The 20,466-nt window shown below is 42.1% G+C and carries 18 protein-coding genes; 11 read left to right on the top strand and 7 right to left on the bottom strand.

Translation table 11 applies throughout. The features are described from left to right. Positions 1-194: 194 nt before the first annotated feature. Entirely contained in the window at positions 195-338 is a 144-nt protein-coding gene (locus F7B60_00435; GenBank protein ID MCE4613989.1) for a hypothetical protein, read from the top strand. 78 nt (positions 339-416) lie between these two features. Here the strand turns inward: F7B60_00435 and F7B60_00430 are convergent, their stop codons facing one another. Then, positions 417-1,154 (bottom strand): hypothetical protein, encoded by a 738-nt coding sequence (locus F7B60_00430; protein MCE4613988.1) that lies wholly within the window; start codon positions 1,152-1,154, stop codon positions 417-419. A gap of 326 nt (positions 1,155-1,480) precedes the next feature. On the opposite strand from F7B60_00430, the gene F7B60_00425 reads away from it, so the two are divergent. From F7B60_00425 to F7B60_00405, 5 genes are all read left to right on the top strand, one after another. After that, on the top strand, positions 1,481-2,413 hold the full coding sequence (locus F7B60_00425; protein ID MCE4613987.1) for a pyridoxal-phosphate dependent enzyme: 933 nt from the start codon (positions 1,481-1,483) through the stop codon (positions 2,411-2,413). Beyond that, entirely contained in the window at positions 2,413-3,498 is a 1,086-nt protein-coding gene (locus tag F7B60_00420; GenBank protein MCE4613986.1) for a DUF1611 domain-containing protein, read from the top strand. The genes F7B60_00425 and F7B60_00420 overlap by 1 nt, the downstream gene beginning before the upstream one ends. After that, positions 3,468-4,943, top strand: coding sequence for a hypothetical protein (locus F7B60_00415; protein MCE4613985.1), 1,476 nt, complete (start codon positions 3,468-3,470; stop codon positions 4,941-4,943). Before F7B60_00420 ends, F7B60_00415 begins: the two co-directional genes overlap by 31 nt. Then, positions 4,933-5,436, top strand: a complete 504-nt coding sequence (locus F7B60_00410; GenBank protein MCE4613984.1) for a GNAT family N-acetyltransferase — start codon at positions 4,933-4,935, stop codon at positions 5,434-5,436. Before F7B60_00415 ends, F7B60_00410 begins: the two co-directional genes overlap by 11 nt. 132 nt (positions 5,437-5,568) lie before the next feature. Next, a complete protein-coding gene (locus tag F7B60_00405) occupies positions 5,569-7,245 on the top strand; it encodes an AMP-binding protein (GenBank protein ID MCE4613983.1) in 1,677 nt (558 codons plus the stop codon). A gap of 37 nt (positions 7,246-7,282) precedes the next feature. On the opposite strand, the gene F7B60_00400 is transcribed toward F7B60_00405, so the two are convergent. Together F7B60_00400 and F7B60_00395 are read right to left on the bottom strand one after the other, a co-directional pair. Continuing rightward, positions 7,283-8,113: an enoyl-CoA hydratase-related protein gene (locus F7B60_00400; protein MCE4613982.1), complete on the bottom strand. Its 831-nt coding sequence runs from the start codon at positions 8,111-8,113 to the stop codon at positions 7,283-7,285. Between the two features lie 115 nt (positions 8,114-8,228). Further along, positions 8,229-8,516, bottom strand: coding sequence for a hypothetical protein (locus tag F7B60_00395; protein MCE4613981.1), 288 nt, complete (start codon positions 8,514-8,516; stop codon positions 8,229-8,231). A 98-nt stretch (positions 8,517-8,614) separates the two neighbouring features. Here F7B60_00395 and F7B60_00390 point away from each other — a divergent pair, with 98 nt between their 5' ends. The 3 genes from F7B60_00390 to F7B60_00380 are packed head-to-tail and all read left to right on the top strand — an operon-like array spanning position 8,615 to position 12,587. Further along, positions 8,615-10,294 carry an AMP-binding protein gene (locus F7B60_00390; GenBank protein ID MCE4613980.1) on the top strand — a complete coding sequence of 560 codons (1,680 nt, stop codon included), beginning with the start codon at positions 8,615-8,617 and terminating at the stop codon, positions 10,292-10,294. Then, on the top strand, positions 10,291-11,085 hold the full coding sequence (locus tag F7B60_00385; GenBank protein ID MCE4613979.1) for an N-acyl homoserine lactonase family protein: 795 nt from the start codon (positions 10,291-10,293) through the stop codon (positions 11,083-11,085). The genes F7B60_00390 and F7B60_00385 overlap by 4 nt, the downstream gene beginning before the upstream one ends. Positions 11,086-11,135: 50 nt before the next feature. Beyond that, positions 11,136-12,587 (top strand): hypothetical protein, encoded by a 1,452-nt coding sequence (locus F7B60_00380; GenBank protein ID MCE4613978.1) that lies wholly within the window; start codon positions 11,136-11,138, stop codon positions 12,585-12,587. A gap of 19 nt (positions 12,588-12,606) precedes the next feature. Here the strand turns inward: F7B60_00380 and F7B60_00375 are convergent, their stop codons facing one another. After that, positions 12,607-13,101 (bottom strand): hypothetical protein, encoded by a 495-nt coding sequence (locus F7B60_00375; GenBank protein MCE4613977.1) that lies wholly within the window; start codon positions 13,099-13,101, stop codon positions 12,607-12,609. 307 nt (positions 13,102-13,408) lie between these two features. Here F7B60_00375 and F7B60_00370 point away from each other — a divergent pair, with 307 nt between their 5' ends. Together F7B60_00370 and F7B60_00365 are read left to right on the top strand one after the other, a co-directional pair. Continuing rightward, positions 13,409-14,845, top strand: a complete 1,437-nt coding sequence (locus tag F7B60_00370; protein ID MCE4613976.1) for a TldD/PmbA family protein — start codon at positions 13,409-13,411, stop codon at positions 14,843-14,845. Then, positions 14,842-16,170 (top strand): TldD/PmbA family protein, encoded by a 1,329-nt coding sequence (locus tag F7B60_00365; GenBank protein MCE4613975.1) that lies wholly within the window; start codon positions 14,842-14,844, stop codon positions 16,168-16,170. Before F7B60_00370 ends, F7B60_00365 begins: the two co-directional genes overlap by 4 nt. Before the next feature lie 152 nt (positions 16,171-16,322). Here the strand turns inward: F7B60_00365 and F7B60_00360 are convergent, their stop codons facing one another. The 3 genes from F7B60_00360 to F7B60_00350 all read right to left on the bottom strand — a co-directional run bounded on the left by F7B60_00360 (position 16,323) and on the right by F7B60_00350 (position 20,448). Then, the gene (locus F7B60_00360; GenBank protein ID MCE4613974.1) at positions 16,323-16,937 is read right to left on the bottom strand and encodes a nitroreductase family protein; all 615 of its coding nucleotides are present in this window, start codon (positions 16,935-16,937) and stop codon (positions 16,323-16,325) included. Between the two features lie 18 nt (positions 16,938-16,955). Next, complete coding sequence (locus F7B60_00355) at positions 16,956-18,575, bottom strand: ABC transporter ATP-binding protein/permease (protein MCE4613973.1); 1,620 nt, start codon at positions 18,573-18,575, stop codon at positions 16,956-16,958. Between the two features lie 121 nt (positions 18,576-18,696). Beyond that, positions 18,697-20,448 (bottom strand): ABC transporter ATP-binding protein/permease, encoded by a 1,752-nt coding sequence (locus tag F7B60_00350; protein ID MCE4613972.1) that lies wholly within the window; start codon positions 20,446-20,448, stop codon positions 18,697-18,699. Positions 20,449-20,466: the final 18 nt, after the last annotated feature.

Here is a 20,466-nt window from a genome sequence, read left to right as displayed (position 1 = left end):
CATCGAACCAAGTTCAATTAGAATTCTACCATCTGACATTATATAACTGGTCTATACATTAAACGTAGCATTATCTAAATACATCCCAAGCTACATCAATTTCCCGGAGATATGGCATCACGTAAATCCAGGCTCGAATTTTACCCTGGACTATCATAATACGTATACGACCCCTACAGAGGGGGTGAAGAACTATGGCCAGAAGATCCCCAAGGAAAAAGAAAGTAAGCAAAGAGGAAGAACAGCCGGCAAAAACCCAGAAAGTTGAGAAGGTCGAAGAACTAGAAGAAGAGGAATTCTTTGAAGAAGAACCGGAAGAATTCAAAGAAGAGGAGTAAAATAAGTTAAGCAAACTTTTTCTCATAAACAAGTTTTAATACATTTATTTTTCACTATGCTATAGACAGCCGGCATCCTTAACCATTTTTCACATCCATTTCAACCAGAACAACTATTCTAGGCTCAGGCTCTACTCCATAATTCCTGGCTACTTCAGTTATAACTTGACTATTCCCCAGCACCGAGAATACCGCAGATATATGAGCATATCTTTTTACAGCCAGTTTAAACGCTGGATTAAGATACAACGAGTTTGTCGCAGCAAGCGTTGTTATTAACACTCTAGACTTTCTAGGTATGCAATCCCTTGGTATAGCAGCTACATCCAATATTCCAGGAGCTACTTGATAAGACTCTGATAGGACGTTATTAGAAAGAGGCATATGAGAAGGTATACATAACTTCGCCTTAAAGTAGGAAGATATGATGGATGCAAGCGGTAGAGAATAAATATCTGGAGTAGATAGGATAACGTCTATTCTACTCTTTCTAAGCTCATACACGAGTCTTAGAGCTGCAAGCTCCAGTATACCAGGATTACTAGATATAACCCAGAGTTCCTTATCCTCTGTGACCTCTCTGGAAATCACTTCCTCTACTAATCTGGTTTCTTTAATCCTAGCCAATATCTTATCTGCTGTTTGCTTTTCAGGGGTAACCCTAAGGGTAACGTAACGCCATAATACTTGGGACGGGATATTCAACCTGTTCTCAAGCTGTTTAAACGAGTAAAAGAATTTCAAGATTCTCAGTAGGGTAAACACCATGAACTTCGTATTCTTCAGGTCTTCTTCCTCAACAGATTCCTCTGACAATAACGCACACCATATTGGAAGCCAGGTTATAGCGGTCGTCAACTGGTATATTAAAAATACAGCATTCAATTTTCTACTTCAATAGTGCTAAAAATTCCATATGTTCCTAGTTCCAACCCTGCTATATAGAACCATATAAATCCACTTGAACTTAAAACAATACTACTGTCACTTTATCAAGCAGACGAATATTAAAACTAGTTTGGAGGAAGTAGGAAGTGATTGAAACCAGTCCATACTGGTTAACTAGAAGCATTTTAGTTAACACCTCTTTTTTCCCGTCCAATTCGTATCAACCTGTTCTGTACGAGTTGGTGCAATAGAAAATGATGACGTATTCTATAAAGCTAGAATCACCTCTCATTAAACCAGTGTATCTTGGAGAATATCTAGGTGTCAAAAATCTCTACATTAAGTATGAAGGATATAACCCTACTGGATCACAGAAAGATAGGGTTTCAATGTATCATACTGACAGGGCTATTCAAGGCCAATATGATACTATAACTACTGGTACATGTGGAAATTACGGTGCATCCCTAGCGTATTTTGCAGGGTTGAAAGGATTAAAACCAGTCATTTTTGTCCCTAGAACATATGGTAACAAACGGGTAATAGAAATGATATCAAGAGGGGCACGTGTAGTTTTACTCGAGGGATCTTACGAAGATACCGTATTAACTAGTTCTAAGATAGCACACGAACAAGGTTGGTATGATGCAAACCCTACGTCGGATAACTGGAAAACAGGGCTGAGTTCATTCAAAAATATAGCCAACGAAATAATAAACGACCTCGGTAAATCACCTGACAATGTTATCATTCCAGTTGGGAACGGTTCAACGCTAACTGGTGTTTATCTAGGGTTCAAAGATTTACTTAATAAAGGCATTATAGAACGGCTTCCCAGGATTATAGCTACCACCACCTCTCATGGCAACCCAATAGCCCTCGCCTTCAAAAAAGGGTTAAGGAAAGTGCCTGTATTGCAGAAGGTTAGAGAAACCAGGCTGAATGAGCCGCTTGTCTCAATGATAGCCTTTGACGGCGACTCGGCTTTACAAGCCATCCGGGAAACAGGCGGTTTTGTAGTTGAGGTGCCTGACTACAAGATGGCCCGTTACTCAATGTTGACTAAGGTTTTAGAGGGAATACGCGTTCTCCCAGCCTCGGCTTCAACGCTTGAAGCCATTAGTTTCCTGGACAGATCCGGTAAAGACGATATCAGTGTTGCCGTGTTCACAGGAAGGTGTTTCTAATGGAGAATGCTTTGATCCTTACTGAAGGATTCTACTTAACTACAGACGCCAAAACCGCCCACGGACTAGTAAGGTATTCGGCTAGATACAAAATTGTCGGAGTAATTGATAGCAGTCTAGCGGGAAGAGACGCTGGAGAAGTTCTCGACGGTAAACATAGGGATATACCTATATATGCTAGTCCCGAGGAAGCGCTCGAAGAAAATTCTAGTACTAAAGTATTAATTGTGGGTGTAGCTACTGCTGGAGGGCGTTTACCAGCTAACTTCAGGCCTATAGTGAGAAGAGCACTCATGAAAGGAATCAACGTAGTATCCGGCCTCCACGAGTTTCTAAGTGATGATCCAGAGTTTTCAGAGCTTGCTAGGAAATACAATGCCGAGATAATAGACGTTAGAAAGATCTTTAGAGATATGAAGAAATTTTACACAGGCGAAATAGGCAGTGTTGACTCTCTTAGGATAGTTGTTATTGGGACTGATTCAGCGATAGGAAAGAGGACGACGGCAGTCATGCTTACAGAGGAGTTAAACAAACTTGGCGTTAAAACGGTATTTGTAGGAACAGGTCAGACGGCATGGATGCAGGGAGCGAAGTATGGTATAGTGCTTGATGCGATGATAAATGATTTCATAACAGGAGGCTTGGAATACGAGATCGTGAGGGCTTACAGAGAAGAGGAACCAGACGCAATAGTAGTCCCCGGACAGGGTTCAATGCTTCACCCAGTATTCCCTGGAAGCTATGAAATTCTAGCACTTGTCAGACCGGATATAATAATACTGCAACATGCACCCGCTAGAAAGCATTTGGACGGATTCCCGCAGTACTGTATGCCCGATGTTGATAAATATATGCATCTAGTGGAATTGATTACAGGGAGACAAGTATATGCAATAACGATAAACCATGAAAACATGAGTCCAGGAGACGTCGAGGAATTAGTTAAGTTCTACGAGGATAAGTATGGGATAATCGCGTGCGATCCCATTCTACACGGTGTAAGTAAGATAGCTAGAGGGATAGTTACTGATTACATAGGAGGCAGAGTAAAATGGCCTCTCTTAAGTGCTTCAAAAGCATAGCTGTGACTAATCTAAAAATACAGAAGAAGAGGATAACTGCAGACTATATTCTCGAGCTAGAGAATGGAGATGAAGTTCACCACAAACTTATACATACATATGAAGAGGATATAATTACAGATAAGACCAGAGAGTTTGCATCTCTAACGGTATCAACACCCCTAGTTAACTATGGACTATTCGCTGATAGAATAGTCTTCGATGTACCCCTCACCAGGCAGGGCAAAGAATTCCTCGAGGATACGACTAGGATTACTGCATACGATATATTTGTAAATAGAATTGTTAGAAATACTGGTTTCCTGAGAGACGAGTACATACCCGACCCTGAGATGGTTAAACCTGAAGACGCAGAGCCTAGGGTTCAGCTGGTTTTCACACGCACAGCCAATCCCGGGTCAACGGAACATGGTTTAGACGAAAAGAAGTGTGCAGTAATGTCTTCCGGAGGAAAAGAGAGCCTATTATCCTATGGCATCCTAAGGGAGGTGGGATGTGAAGTTTATCCTTGTTTCTTCAATGAATCAGGACATCACTGGTTCACAGCCTTAACAGCATACAGGTACTTTAAGGAACACGAGCCCAGAACTCTGCGGGTCTGGAGTAACGTTGACAGATTATATACTTTCATAGGGGAACACATGAAGATACTTAAAAGAAATGCATACAAAAAAGATAAGGCAGAGATATATCCAATTAGACTATTCTTCTTTGAACATTATGTTTTCTCATTCCTACCACTCCTTTACAAGAGAAACATTGCCAACGTAATTTTGGGAAATGAATACGATGATCCTTCAAGAACTTCTTACCTGTTTAAAGGGATAAAACACTACAACGCCGTTTATGATCAAAGCCAGGAATTCGACAAGTATATGACGAACTGGTTTAAGAGAAGTGGTCTGGGATTTAAACAATGGTCCGCGGTAAGGCCTTTATCAGGACTTATTGTTGAGAGGATTTTAGCCGATAGATACCCAGAACTCTTTAAGCTCCAGCGGAGCTGCCACTCAGTCCACTTGGAAAACGGTAAAGTATTACCTTGTGGAACCTGCTCTAAGTGTAACGGGATAATATTGTTCCTCTTAGCCAATGGAATAGATCCGAGAATCATTGGTTACAAAACCCAGCATATAGAAACCGTATTCGACAGAATTAATAGAGGGTCAATAAGACTAGACCCTGACGAACTAGAACACTCACTATACCTACTAACTCTAAGGTCAGGTAAACAAATAGAAGGCTCCCAGAAGCACGAGCATGTAGAGATGATTCAGTTTGATGAGCTGAATTCCCACCCGGACAATATCCCAGCAGCAGTCAGGGAGAAAATCTACCAGATCTACGAGGCGTACACAAAAGGATATGCGTTTTTGACACCGAAGGGTTGGGTAACGATTTCCAGGGAAGAAGCATTGAGAGGCGCTTTAAACAATGAGAAATAAGGGGGAATATAGAATATTGAAAGCAGACGAATCGATGCTTTCAAGGGTAATAGAATTTGATAGAGGCATCAGCTGGGAGTTTGTAGATAAGGAGTACAATAATCAAAGCTATGATGACTTTGTGGAAACTCATAAAGAAGTATTCACATTACTCCACAATTTACCGGGTCGTGAAGCATTCTTCATCGCGGAAGCAAATACAGGTGAGATAATCGGCCTCGCCTGGGTCAAGGAAACGTGGGATACCGTGAACTATATAAAACAAGCATACGTCTACGATCTAGAGGTCAATGCAAGCCATAGGGGAAAAGGACTAGGAAAACGACTGTTAAATGAATCCATTCAGTACATCAAAAACCTTGGCCTGCAAAAAATAGCACTAAGAGTAGAGCTATATAATACGAACGCCATAGCATTCTACCTTAAACAGGGCTTCAAACCAACAGCCCTCATAATGGAAAAGAAACTGTTCAAAGACGGTTTAATAAAATAATGGGAAAAATACTTCGAGAAACATGTAATAGAATCAATCATCTTATTATCATTCCACCGAGGTAACTAATTTTTATTTTCAATAAAGTTTAAATTTCACCTTTATTCAAAAGTTTAATCCAAGGTGACTTTATTGAGCAATCCTTTTCCTCCCAACCCCACCTCTAAGACTGGATTCTATCCCATTGAAATCTATGAGGAAGCATTAAATAGATACCCAAGTGTCTCTGAACTCGTTAGGAAAAAGGCTGAGGAGAATGGTGATAAAACCTGGCTTGTTTTCCAAGATGGCGACAAGTACTCCTACCGCGATGTAGATAATTTAAGCAACTCTCTAGCAACAGCATTCCACCAAGATGGAGTTAGAGAAACTGACAAAGTAGCAATATTTGCATTGAATTCCCCTGAATGGATTCTATCATATTTCGGGCTACTAAAAATAGGAGCAACTCCTGTAACCGTGAATACTGCCTTCATAAAAGACCCACTCATCTACAACCTTAAGAAATCAGACTCGAAATACTTGGTTGTAGATAGCCGTTTAATAAAGGCATACAAAGACGTTGAAGATAAACTTGACAATATTTCACGTCTATTCATAATAGGTGGCAACGGAATAGATCCCAGTCTAGAGCCACGAAAAGAATATTCATTTGTAAATGAAATGCTAAACGTTAACCCTGATAAAAGCATTCAGATTCAAAAATACTGGAAAGACCCCTCAGCAATGATATTAACTTCGGGAACAACAGGACCCTCCAAAGTAGTTGTCGAGACCAATGCTCAGTTTATAGCTACTGCGCTATTAATGGTAGATGCAGGAGGCATCAATGCTAATACAGTGAACTATGTCTACCTACCTCTATTCCATATAATGGCCTTAGATCTATCTACTCTAGGGACAATGTTGGGAAACGGTAAAATGATTCTTGTGGAAAGGTTCTCCACTAAATTCTGGGATGATGTAAAGAAGTATAAGGTAACATACTTCCACGCAGTAGGACCTATTCTAGAGATGCTTCTCAAGCAGCCATCTACTCCGGCTGAAAAGGACCACGATAAGATTATTGCACATGCCTATGCATCGAAGGAAATATGGAATATTGCACAGGAAAGATTTAACATACTGATAACAGGAGGATATGGTGGTACAGAGGCAGGCATACCTATAGCTCCAACCTATGATCTTGTAATTAGTGGAAAAGTACCAGCAGGATCATGCGGTTTAGTCGCTCCATTCATTGAGGTTAAAATAATGGATGAACTAGGCAGGTTCCTTCCACCAAACAAGGTTGGGGAAATAGTGATAAGACCCAGTCTACCATGGACAACATTCCTAGAGTACTATAATATGCAAGAAGCAACAGTCAAAGCATTCAGAGGCCTCTGGTTCCACACTGGAGACGCTGGATACTTCGATGAAAACGGGTTCCTATACTTCGTTGACAGGCTCAAAGACGCTATAAGAAGAAAGGGAGAGAATATCTCGTCATACGAGGTGGAGCAAATCCTCCTAAAGAACCCTAGAATCCAAGGGACAGCTGTGGTACCAGTGAAATCAGAGGTAGGGGAGGACGAAGTGATGGCTGTGATTATACCGGCATCAAATGATGTTACTCCAGAAGAAATAGTCAAGTATAGTATGGAAAATATGCCGTATTTCTGGGTGCCGAGGTATATTCGCCTCCTTGACGCTCTACCTCGAACTCCTACCGGGAGAATACAGAAATTCGTACTGAGGAGAGAAGGAGTAACAGAAGATACTTATGATATGCTTGAGTTCATTAGAAAAATAAGGAATAATGCTTGATCTATTATCATTCCCTCATAACCCCCACTTTATTTGGCTAGTCCTTAACTATGTCTTTTAATTCCTCGGATTCATTAGTATACCTAGGCTCTCTCTTTTCTGCAAATGCGTACTGACCCTCAAAGAAGTCTCTATTTAATAATAGATTCCAGAATAATAGGTTTTCAAGTCTAAGTCCCTCCTCCAAAGGCCTTCCAATACCTCTCATTAATGCTTCCTTATCTGTTCTAATGGAACCCTGCGGGTAAGATGCTATCAGATTAGCTATCTCTAAAGCTCTATCCATTAACTTTTCTTTAGGCACCACCTCGTTAACTAATCCTATTCGATATGCTTCCTCGGCATCAATCTCTTTACCCGTTAAAATCAGCTCCATAGCCCTTCCCAAACCAATAATCCGCCAAAGCCTCTGAGTACCTCCATCTCCTAATCCTACATTCCATCTTCTATTCAATACACCAAACCTCGCGTGATCAGCTGCTACCCTGATATCAGCTGCTAAAGCAATTTCTAAACCGCCTGCATAGCACATGCCGTTTATAGCAGCTATAATGGGTTTGAATACGCTTATACCCCTTGTTAAACCACCGAATCCAGGCCCATAATATGCGTTTCTACGGAACCAGTTAACTTTCCTCGCTCTAATAAAAGAGCTCCACTTTTTCAAATCCGCTCCTGTGCAGAAGGCCCTTTCACCGGCTCCCGTTATTACCGCCACATAAGCGTGATCGTCCTCTAAAAAATTCCTCCATAAATCAGCCATTTTGAAGCTGGTTTCAGGGTCTATACAATTATCTACTTGCGGTCTATTTATGGTTATGACTACAACATGGTTTTTTTCCTCGTAGATTACAGTGTTTTGATCCAATTCAATCACTTCCAGAAATCTTACCGGTCAGACTTTTGGTTTCAATAGATAAAAACCTGACGTCTAACTATGCCTTATTGATTGTGCCTCACCAGGAAAACCTACCAGTACAACACTATATCTTCTCGTTACCCGTGCATGACTCGAATTCGACGGGTTTGAGAATTTTGAGTAATTGCCTATATATTGTAAGCCACTTTACTGCTTTAGGTGTTAGTTCATACGATCTCTTATGCAGGTCGTGTTGAACCAGTTCCGCACGTACCAGCTGGTTTAGAACAGTCTTTGCCCTATCTATCGGTAGATTTACTTCTAAAGCCAATTTAGATATCTGCAATTCGCCTTTGATGTTGAGTGCTTTTATAATATCCGCGATTATATCATACCTTGTCCGACGCTTCAAAATATTCTCCATATAACATTTTGTGATATTTACTTATAAACTTGCAATTTTAGCTATATCAAACAAATAAACATACACCTAGAGGTGCATTTTACACATTGCTTCAAATTCCTAAGGATAGATCATGGTTTAAATTCTATCCACCCGGCTTCACATTAGAGCTAGACTATCCTAAAACAACAGTATACGAACTGCTAGAAACTAGCGCCCGACGGTTTCCAGGCAAAACAGCAGTCATATTCTACGGTGGAAAACTGACATACAGACAGATTAAGGAATATGCAGAGAGGATGGCAACATTCCTTGCTAGGAATGGTATTGGAAAAGGTGATAGGGTAGCTATATATGCTCTCAACTCACCACACTGGATAATAGCATACTTCGGCATACTCAGGGCAAAAGCTGTTGTAGTACCGGTGAACCCGTTGCTCCGCGGCAGAGAGCTAGAATACATCATAAGGGATTCAGGTGCGAAAATGATCATAACAACAGGAGAATTACTTCCTAATGCTAAGATGGTGGCTGAAGACCTAGGTTTAAAGGTAATCGCAGGCAACCACACTGACTATCTACCGGAGCAACCAGAGTTAACTGTACCTGACTTCATGAAGGTAGAGTATGATCTCTCAGGAGCAATTACTTGGAAGGAAGCATTAAGAGAGAATGATCCGCCTGAAATGACGGTAGGAAGCGATGACATAGCCATGATCCCTTATACTGCGGGTAGTACAGGCACACCCAAAGGATGTATACACACCAACTTCACAATACTAAGCAATACATTATCCGCTGCATACTGGGAACGAGTATCTTCAGGAGCCATACACCTCTCTGCTCTACCATTCTTCCACGTGACAGGACTAATCCACTCACTGCTCTCACCAATCTACACCGGCTCCACGATGGTGTTAATGACGAGGTGGGATAGGAAAACAGCTATGGATGCTATTGAAAAATACCAAGTAACCCACTGGATAAGCATTGCCACAATGATATTCGATGTCCTAGCAGATCCGGACCTGCCGAATAGGAACCTGAAGAGCCTAAGGGTCACTGGCGGAGGAGGTATGCCTACACCGAAAGCAGTAGCTGAGAAATGGGAGCAAGTGACAGGTACGAAATATATGGAAGGATACGGTCTTACAGAAACTATCTCTCAAACACATATGAATACCGTTGAGAACCCAAAGTACGGGTCAATAGGTATACCTGACTTCGGAGTAGATGCAATGATCATAGATCCCCTCACAGGTAGTCCAGTAAAACCAGGAGAGCTAGGAGAAATAATACTTAAAGGCCCGGAAGTCTTCAAAGGATACTGGAACAAGTCAAAGGAGACCGTGGAAGCATTCATAGAGATCAACGGTGTAAAATACTTTAGAACAGGCGATGTCGGCTACATGGATGAAGACGGTTACTTCTACATAGCAGATAGATTGAAGAGGATGATTAACAGGGCTGGAATGAAGGTCTGGCCTGCAGAGGTGGAATCAAAGCTCTACGAGCATCCCGCTATACAAGAAGTTGTAGTAGTTGGTACTCCTAACTCGAGAGTAGGAGAAGAGGTAAAAGCATTCATAGTGTTGAAGGAAGAGTACAAGGGTAAAATAAAAGCTGAAGAGATAATTACCTGGGCCAAAGAGAAAATGGCGCCATACAAGTATCCTAGAGAAATAGAGTTTGCTGACACTATACCTAGAACGGGAGCCGGGAAGATAAACTGGAGGTTACTCCAGGAGAAAGAGAAACAGAAAGCGTTGAAAGGTGGTAACCCTTGAGTTATAAGATAATCCCCTTAGTCCAATCGAAAATAGCTGCCCCATTGGGCGTCCCGTTCTTCCTGGGAGATATGAGAACACTAGTGAATAGTGGAGTTTACATCTGGCACATAGCAGGTGCAGATGAGAGAATAGTAGTTGACGCAGGAATGGAGGCACCTGGATCGAACGGGTTGGTACACGGTTTCCCAGCTATGGGAGGAGGAGAAAAAGGTACTAGAGAAGCTTTAGAGAAAGTTGGGCTGAAACCCGAGGATGTTGATACTCTAATACTAACGCACCTTCACTTCGATCATGTAGCAACAGTACACCTATTCCACAATGCCCGTATCATAGTGCAGAAAAGAGAGTGGGAATTCGCGCATCACCCTACTCCGCACATGAAGGGAACATATGATCAGGGAGCGCTCAATTCCTTAGAAGGAATGGATCTTGTATTAATGGATGGAGATACTGAAATAGCTAAAGGAATCAAAGTGGTCACACTTCCAGGCCATACCAAGGGCTTACAGGGTGTTAGTGTTGAAACGGAGAAAGGTACATATCTACTGGCTTCTGACCATTTCTATACCTACTTTAACATAATGCCTCCAAGGGAGAACGTAGAGTTCACTGATTTAGCAGGAAATAAGCTATCGCTAGGAGCGTCACCGCTCCCATTCCTACCTATAGGTCTTCATGTAGATTTATCTGACTGGTTTGAAAGTTCCTACAAAGCTTTGAGGATAACGAGGAGAAATATGATCATACCGGGGCATGATCCTTCCGTAGTAAATAAAACCTTCCCTTAACTTTTTTCTATACATAGTTTTTAATCACAAGAGTTTTGAGGTGGAATTGCATGGGTTTGAGAAGTAGAGAAGAATATATTAGAAGCTTGCGAGATGGGCGGGAAGTATATTACCGAGGGCAAAAAATAGAGGACATCACTACACATGAGGTTCTAAAAGCAGCGGTAAGCCATGCTGCAGACCTCTACTCACTAGCAGAAGATAAACAATACAGGCGCATGCTAGTATACAACGACCCAGTATACGGTGAGATAAGCAAGTTCTATAGAATACCCAGATCATCGAGCGACCTAATGGAGAGATTCGAACTAATATATGAGACAACCAGGCTAGGTAGAGGGATGTTCAACATAATCAAAGCAATAGGATCCGACGCCATCTTCGCCATCATGATGGTGGCAAAGCAAATCGATGTCATGATGGGGACAGAATACTATGGTCACATAATGAAGTTCTATGAGCAAGTTGTAAAGAACGACCTGGCACTTGCAGTGGCTCAAACAGATGTAAAAGGAGATAGGTCACTCCGACCTCACGAACAGAAAGACCCAGACCTATATGTTAGGATAGTGGAGAGAAACAAGGATGGAATCATAGTGTCGGGAGCAAAAGTACATACGACACAATCAATCGCCGCCAATGAAATAATATTCATACCAACAAGGAATATGACTGAAAAAGACGCAGATTACTCTGTCGCTTTCACTATACCGGCCAATACCAAAGGTCTCAAGCTAATTTCTAGACCCATGAAAGGCGTAGAGTCAGCACTAAAGGAGCCTAGCTTCATAATGGGTAGGAAAAATGTGGAAAATGAGACCCTTACAGTCCTTGACAATGTCTTCGTCCCATGGGATAGAGTATTCCTAGCAGGGGAATGGCAGTTCGCAGGGGCAATGGCTATAATGTTCCCAACATACCATAGATTCACGGCAATATCCTACAGGTCAGCCATGGCTGACCTAATGATAGGTCTAGCAAAACTCCTGGCAGAAGCAAATGGAGTAGACAATAAATCCCATATACGAAGGGATATAGTCAATTTAATTAGATATAAGGAAACATTACGAGCATCAGCAATTGCAGCAGCATATGAAGCCCAGAAAGATGATAACACAGGCATAGTCGTTCCAAATATTGTTATGACAAACATAGGAAAGTTACTTGCCAACACGGAATACACGAGTGCAATACAAAATCTAGTGGATGTAGCGGGAGGCCTAGCTGCAACTGTACCTACTTTGCAAGACTTCGAGAACACTGAAATTGGCAAATACCTACAGAAATATCTTATAGGGAAAGAGACGCCTGCAATAGAGAGAGCCAAATACTTCATGCTGCTAAAAGAACTCCTCTCATCATTCGGAGCACTATTCACAACTGCAATGATTCATGCAGAAGGATCCATAGAAGCCAGCTATATAGAACTATATAGATCCTATAAGTATGATGGTAGTAAAAAATTAGCCAAGTATGCTGCAGGACTCGAAGATAAATTGTAACACTGATAAAAGATATTCCTTATTTTTCTTTGCCGACAATTATTCGTTCTACCATTATGCATTTCTTTGCCAGTTTTAGTTTCGGAATATGTGAGGGTATAACTATCTCGTCTACTAGTTTTATTTCTTTTATCTTCTGGTCTAGTAGATCCCAAGTTACATCATTACTGAAGGTTAGTTTTCTCATGTTGAGTAGGACTATTGGTTTCTCAGTTTTTTCAAGATCTGTTTTGGAGACTTCTAGTTCTTTTATTCCTGTTATTACCTCGATGTTCTCATCGTAAGTTTCTGTTTTACCTCCCTTGGTTATTATTGAGCTTAGTTCTCCGAGTTTCTTCAGACCTATTTTAGTCCCTGTTCCTCCTAGTGTTATGGTAAGTCTCATGGCTTCACTGATTAACCTGCCTATACTTGTGTTTAGGTCTCTTGCTAGTTTTGAGAATGCTTCATATGTTTCTGGGTCTATGCCTCTTATTGTGTATATTTTCTTTTTTCCCTCCCGGTCTTCCGCCATGTTTACCACCAATTATGTAGTGCATGTAATACAAAACTAATAAGTTTTACCGGTACAAACAGCGTTAGTAGAAACTTGTGAGAATAAAGGTGCCATCCGAAGGGAAGGCTTATACGATCGTTAAGGTCTATGATAGGAAAGCGTATGGGTTGGTTAACTATACGGTTGGTGAGTGAGGTTATTTGAACAGGGTTAATAGGATTAAGGAGCAACGTCTTAAGGGTTAAAGGCTATTCCAACTGTTCGGCTGTGGTGAATATCTATATATTCGAACATTTATCAATATAGAGATCGGTGTATCAACACCTTGTCTGTAGAATCATTTGACCCTGATATCCTCGAAGTACTAGTATCCAAGGCTACTAGTAATGGGGCTGGTTACGCGGAAGCCAGATTCCACTCCTTGTATGGAAATCAAATAGGTTTAATGAATGGAAGAGTATACACCTCGGGATACGAGGAGCAAGTCGGAGTAGCTGTAAGAGTAATAGTCAACGGAGGCCTTGGTTTCGCCTCTACTGACAAGCTTGATCGAGATACTCTCTTAAAGATGGTGGATACTGCACTATCTAACGCTAGGATATCATCTGGAATCATCAAGCATAATATTGAGATTGATGATTCAAGGCTAGGGAGCACTAAGTATGATGTATATGAGAAGAAGCCGCTGGAATCCCTTAACCTTGTAGACAAGCTCGGCGAAGTTAAGGAGAGGGCTGATGCTGCGGACTTAAGTCTAGAAGGTATTCAGCTTAAATCGTTTATGCTATTCTACAATGAACTAGCTGAGAGGAAAATTATCGTTACAAGCGATGGAGGATATGTTGAGGCAAACATACCTAGAGCATATGTCCACTACAACCTCACTGCATCTAATGGATCGGAGAACAGGAACAGGTACAGCGTTATTGCTTGGACAGGTGGTTTCGAGGGGTTAGATAGGGAGAGTTTAACTGACAACCTTGAGGATGATATGAGGAGTTTAGGGATAGCCCTAACAAAAGCTAAACCGTCACCTAAGGGTAAGATGGACGTAGTGCTTGGACCTGAACTCTCCGGTATAGCTGTACATGAATCTATAGGGCATCCTAGTGAGGCTGATAGGATACTCGGCAGAGAAGCTGCACAGGCAGGTCTGAGTTATTGGAGGGATTACAGTATAGGAGACCGTATAGGTAGCGATGTGGCGACAGTAGTTGACGATCCTACTATACCAGGAGCATTCGGATTCTACTTATATGATGACGAGGCTGTACCGGCTAGGCCTAGGCATCTACTGTATAAGGGTTTGATTAACGAGATGCTTCAAAACAGAGAGACGGGAAGGCTATTCGGTTCGAAGAGTAATGGAGCAGCTAGAGCTAGGGACTTTAAGTCAGAGCCCATTATTAGGATGGCTAACACATACTTTGCACCTGGCGACTATAGTTTTAACGAGTTAATTGAAGATGTAAACCATGGCATTTACATTGAGAAATATATGGAATGGAATATAGATGATTACAGGTGGGGAGCTAGATACGTCGGCTTAGAGGCTTATGTTATCGAGAACGGCCATCTACGTGAACCTGTGAAGGATCCCATTCTAGAAATTACGAGTCCAGCTTTCTATAGTAGTGTTGATGCAGTTGGCGATGATTTGAAGCTGTATCCAGGTTTCTGCGGTAAAGGTGAACCTATCCAAGGGGTTCCAGTGACGATGGGAGGACCCCACATTAGACTTAGGGAGGTGGTTGTAAAGTGACTTGGAATTACCTAGAGGATATAGCAGATAAACTCTCTTCCACGTTGAAAGAAGAGGTCGACGAATACCTTCTCATTATAGGGGAGTCCAAGAAAAGAATGTTTAAGCTAGCTAACGGCGAAGCCAGCGTTACTCAGTCATGGGATAATATAGAGATAGGTTTATACATAGCTAGAAAGAATGGTAGAATGCTGCTAACTAGTTTAGCTACAACTTCTCCGGAAGGTGCAGTAGATAATATAGTCAGTCTCCTAGATAGTATGGAGCCCTCATCTATGTATGCCCCCTTACCTGACGCCAGTGGAGAAGATTATAGTCTGACTGACCCTGTCATAGTACAATACTTGGAGGGAGCGAGAGAGCTTGACTTAACTTCGGATCTCGGCTTAAGGGGAATAGGAAATTCTGCTGGAATGGCTGAGATCAGCTATACAAAGACTGTTCTAGCAAACAGTAACGATGACTTCCTTAGAGGTAAGAAAACCAAGTTCGATGGCTACATTAGAGTGTTTAAAGGAGACAGAAGCGGACAGTGGAGTTGGACGTCACCGAAGTATAATGGTGGAAAACAGGCTAGGCAGGCTGTCAGTACTGCCAAAGATCTCGCGGATGAATGCTCAAAGCTACCCATGACTAAGATTGAACCTGGAGAGTATAGGGTTCTACTTTCCCCGATGATTGCAGGTAACCTTGTACGCGAGCTTGTTAGAGCAGCTAGTGCTGGAATGATAGTTTTTGGTATGAGCTTCGTTAACCCTGGGATGATCGGTAACAAACTCTTCAGCGATATGTTAACAATAAAGGATGAACCGCGAAACCCCAAGCTACCTGGTTTCAGCTTCTTCGACGATGAGGGCATCTCTACAGTGGATAAGAGTATTGTAGAGAAAGGAGTCCTCAAAACAATACTCCATAACTCTAAGACGGCTAAACTAATGCAAACCAAGACAACGGGGAATGCAGGTATAATAATGCCAAGACCATTCAATCTACAAGTTGAACCGGGAGATCTATCTATCAGTGAACTATTAGAGACACTAGGTAATGGCTTATATATTACAAACAACTGGTATACAAGATACCAGAATTATCCTGAGGGTATATTCTCAACAGTATCCAGAGACGCTGTCTTCCAGGTAAAGAATGGGAAGCCGAAAGGATGCCTCAACCGTGTACGTATAGCTGATAAAATGACAGACCTATTCAACAGCATCGAGGCTCTAGGAAAAGAGGCTTGGCCCCTGGAATGGTGGGAAATAAAGCCTCCCGCAATCATACCTCACATTCTAGTGGGGAAGGCAGGTGTTTCTCTTCCCGAAATTTAATCAAACTTTTTTCTTTAACATTCACATAGTAGAATAGTGCATTTCTCAAGTATTTCCTTGAACTACGGACTATCCTACTCAACCTCCAGCATGGCGTGGGCTTATTAATACCAGTTAAAAAGTGTTCATTATACCCCTAAACACTGGTGTTATCAGGTGAATTTGTGATTGATAGATCCTAATTTGCCTCCCCATTTATCCAAGTATACTGCATCAGATGGCTTCAACCGCGGCTCCTTCTCCGCGGCTTCTCCGCTCTTACCTACAGGTATGATCGCCTCTAACGTGTAATTGTCAGGTACACCGAGGCGTCTGGCAATAACATGAGGGTTAGATGGAGTGTATGTCAGCGATGCTAACCCTCTTTCCTCTAGAGCTAAGAGGAGATACCCTATGGCTAGCCAAGTGCTTTCACGCCCATAGGGCGCTTTCCTATCTGTAAGGACAACTATGAGTATAGGCGCCTCCTCGAGGAAAGGCTTCTGCCAACTTATATTTCTCTCATGCAACCACTCCTTAAACCATCTTGGTAGAGCCCGGCTATCATGAAACTTTCTCTCCCATTCCTCACTAATCTCCCTCAGCTCATGCTTCAATTCCCCGTCCATTACTAATATGAACCTCCAAGGCTGCCTGTTCGCACCAGAAGGAGCCTGTAATGCTACCTGTATAGCATATAGGATATTGTCTAGTGATACTGGCTCACTGCTGTATTTTCTAGTGCTCTTCCTACTCGTAGCAATTTTTAAAAGAAAATTATTCCACATATTCCCAGGCCTCCTCTTCTAGCTACGGGCTATAACTTTCACTGTCATTTGAGACGTATATAGTTCATGGAACTTACCTTTCTTCACTAGTAGATCTTGGAAGCTTCCCTCCTCTACTATTTCTCCGTCATCCAAGACTAGAATCCTATCAGCGAACCTTGTTATAGTGAGTCTATGGGCTATTATAATACTCGTTCTCCCCTCCATCAGTCTTAATATAGCATGCTGTACTAGTGACTCGGTTTTAGGGTCGACACTGCTTAGTGCCTCATCAAGGATGACTATATCCGGGTTCTTGAGCATAGCTCTAGCAATGGATATTAGCTGTTTCTCTCCCACGCTCAAGAGTTTACCAGCCTCTCCTGCGGGCGTTTCATATCCTTTAGGTAACCGTTCTATGAATTCATGTATTCCAAGCTGTTTACAAACAGTGACCACTTCCTCATCACTTGACCCAGGCTTTGCTATTTTTATATTCTCCATTATGCTGCCTGGGAATAGGTAAGTTTCTTGTGGAACATAGCTTATCCTCGCTCTTAGTGATTGCCTATCGATACCTCTCCCGTCAAGGCTGTCGTATAGTATTCTACCTTGTTTGGGGTCATAGAATCTCATGATTAAGTTGGCTATTGTTGTTTTACCTGCCCCTGTTTTTCCTACGAGGGCTATTGTTGCACCCGGATGTATGTCTATGTTAACATGTTTGAGCACAGGTTTCCCTTCTTCATACCAGAACCATACGTTTTCAAATCTTACACGGCCATCTAGCCTCTCTATTTTCACGCCTTCATAGACTTCCATATTCCGATCATCTATGATCTCATATATCCTCTCGAGAGCAGCTAAAGCCGATTGCAAGCTATCATACATGCTTACAACTTCGTTTATAGGCCCCCTAAACCTTTGAGTGTATTGGATGAATGCAACAACTATTCCAACGCTTATAGCTCCAGTGTATGCTAGGTAGCCTCCATATGCTAAAACCAGCACTATTGATAGTAGTGATGATATGTTCATTAGCGGCCAGAACAATCCCATATAGAATGCTACACGGATATATGCTCTTACTGCTCCCTTGCTTGCTTCCTTAAATTCTTCTTCCACCTTCTTCTCCCTGCCGAAAGCTTTAACAGTTTCTATACCCGAGACCCCTTCCTCCACGACGCTACTTATACGTGCTATTTCCCTCCTAGTCTGCCTGTATGCTGTTCTAATTTTCCCTCCAAAGTATTTGGCTACGAAAACCATTATCGGGACGCTTAGCAGGACTACAAGAGTGAGTTTTACGTCTAGGTAGAGCATTGCACCTATAATACCTATCAGGCTGAGAGTACTACCTATTCCCCCTAGCAAACCAGAGACTAGTACATCGTTCACCATGCCTGTATCGTTGATTATTCTAGATACTAGATCACCAGTCTTCTTGTCCTTGAAGAAGTCCATGTTTGCCATAAGTATCTTCTCATGAATCCTAGCCCTTAACTCCTCTAGAACACCCTGCCCGAACTTCTCCACGTAATATGTTTGTATTGTTGTGAAAACCCATTGTAACACGAGTGCGATAAGGTATAGAGATGCTATGAAGGGCAATCCGGCGTATTTCCCCGGCACTATATACCTGTCTATAGCTATTCCCAATATGTAGGGGGATATGAGTGTGGCTAGAGTGGCGCCAATTATGCTCGCTATAATTATAGCTAAAAGCTTACGCTCTCGGAATGCTTCTTTGATAAACCTTGATAAAAGGTTCCATGTACTCTTAGTTGACGATCCTAGCCACCCCCGTCATACTCTTATATAATTCATAGTATACTCCTTTCCTAGCAAGAAGCTCCTCATGCTTACCCTCCTCAACAATCATGCCCCTAGACAATACGATAATCCTATCAGCTATCTTCGCTAGAGACAGTCGTTGTGAGACGATTACAGCTGTCTTATCTGCAAGTATTTCCTTGAGATCATTCACCAATGCTTCCTCGGTCTCGGCATCAAGGTTTGATACAGGGTCATCTAAGAGGATAAGCTTCGGATTAGCTAGTAACGCCCTTGCAATAGCTATTCTCTGCCTCTGCCCACCGCTTAGAGTTATCCCCCTTTCACCTACGATAGCATCATAACCGTTAGGTAATTTTTTAATGAATTCATGTATCTTAGCTATACTAGCGGCGTTCATTATTTCATCCAGTGATGCATCCGGTTTAGCTAGAGAGATATTTTCCCTTAGGCTCCTATTGAAAATAAATGGTTCCTGCGGGACATATGCAATTATTTTCCTAAGGCTCTCCTGTTTTACCCTGCTAAGCTCAATGCCGTCTAGGAGGATTTTACCTTTCGTGGGGGTGTAAAGTCTCGCTATAAGCTTCAGTATCGTACTTTTACCAGTGCCAGGTGGACCTGTTATGAGTAGTTTTTCCCCGGGTTTGACTTTGAATGTAATGCCCTGAAGTACTTTCTTACCAGCGGGATAAGAGAACCATACACCGTCAAACAGTATCTCTCCTTTAATATTGCCCAGTTCAACGGCATCCGGTGAGTCAATAACAGCCGGTGCAGTATCTATAATCTCAAAGAGCCTATTAGCTGCTGCTAGCGTTCTCTGCATATCTCCTATTATGAATCCAAGAGCCCTAAGAGGCCACATCATCACCAACATATACGTTAGGAACGCTGTTAACTCTCCTACTGTTAGAGTACTAGCTATTATGGCTTCTCCACCATAGAAGAGCATGGCACTCATGGCTAAGCCTATGATTAGGAATGGACTATTCCCATATAGCGAGGATATTCTCGCGGCATCCACGTTAAGCTGGTATAATCCCCGGTTCTCGCCACCGAATTTCCCAAAGATATAGTTTTCAACCGCCAGTGCTTTTACCGTCTTAATACCTGCGATAGAGCTTGTCGACTCACCTGCAAGTACACCCGTCTGATGCCTGACTTTATCATATATTGGCCTGACCTTACGAGCATATACCGCGTTTAGAGACATGACTATAAGGATCGTGATTACAGCGATCAATGCTAGCTTCGAACTCATCGTGTACATATAGTACAGGCTAATTACTACTAAGAAGGATGAGTATACTAGCATACGCATTCTAAAGCTTAGGAACCCTGTTATTCTCTCAGCGTCATTCGTGACTCTAGATATTAGCTGGCCTACTAGTGTTTTGTCAAAAAACTCCATGTTTTGCCGTTGTATAGCCCTGAAGGTATCCATTCGGAGCCTGTACACAGCGTCTTGAGATGCTCTCACCTGGAAGAACCTGGCTGAGAAGCTGAATATACCGTTAAGGATCCCGGCTAAAATTATGAGGCCACCGTAGATTAACGCGTTATCTATGTTGTGTTTGATTATGCCATAGTCTATAGCACCTCGAATAAGAACGGGAACTATACTGTTTGTATAGGACATTAGTATAACAAGTACCATGGCTACAGTAAACTCTACCTTCCTGTTCGACAGGTATCTCAGTAGTCGGCGTAGCTGCCTAAGTCCTTTGAACGCCATTTATTTCGCACCGCTACC

The organism is Candidatus Tiamatella incendiivivens (assembly GCA_015522635.1).
Classification (GTDB): Archaea; Thermoproteota; Thermoprotei_A; order Sulfolobales; family Acidilobaceae; genus Tiamatella; species Tiamatella incendiivivens.
This window is presented reverse-complemented; position numbering and strand designations above follow the sequence as displayed.

Coding starts and splice junctions, on each gene's coding strand:
- F7B60_00425 (MCE4613987.1), top strand. CDS start 1,481: ATGATGACGTATTCTATAAAGCTAGAATCACCTCTCATTAAACCAGTG.
- F7B60_00435 (MCE4613989.1), top strand. CDS start 195: ATGGCCAGAAGATCCCCAAGGAAAAAGAAAGTAAGCAAAGAGGAAGAA.
- F7B60_00420 (MCE4613986.1), top strand. CDS start 2,413: ATGGAGAATGCTTTGATCCTTACTGAAGGATTCTACTTAACTACAGAC.
- F7B60_00410 (MCE4613984.1), top strand. CDS start 4,933: ATGAGAAATAAGGGGGAATATAGAATATTGAAAGCAGACGAATCGATG.
- F7B60_00360 (MCE4613974.1), bottom strand. CDS start 16,937: ATGTGGAATAATTTTCTTTTAAAAATTGCTACGAGTAGGAAGAGCACT.
- F7B60_00350 (MCE4613972.1), bottom strand. CDS start 20,448: ATGGCGTTCAAAGGACTTAGGCAGCTACGCCGACTACTGAGATACCTG.
- F7B60_00380 (MCE4613978.1), top strand. CDS start 11,136: ATGGGTTTGAGAAGTAGAGAAGAATATATTAGAAGCTTGCGAGATGGG.
- F7B60_00375 (MCE4613977.1), bottom strand. CDS start 13,101: ATGGCGGAAGACCGGGAGGGAAAAAAGAAAATATACACAATAAGAGGC.
- F7B60_00415 (MCE4613985.1), top strand. CDS start 3,468: ATGGCCTCTCTTAAGTGCTTCAAAAGCATAGCTGTGACTAATCTAAAA.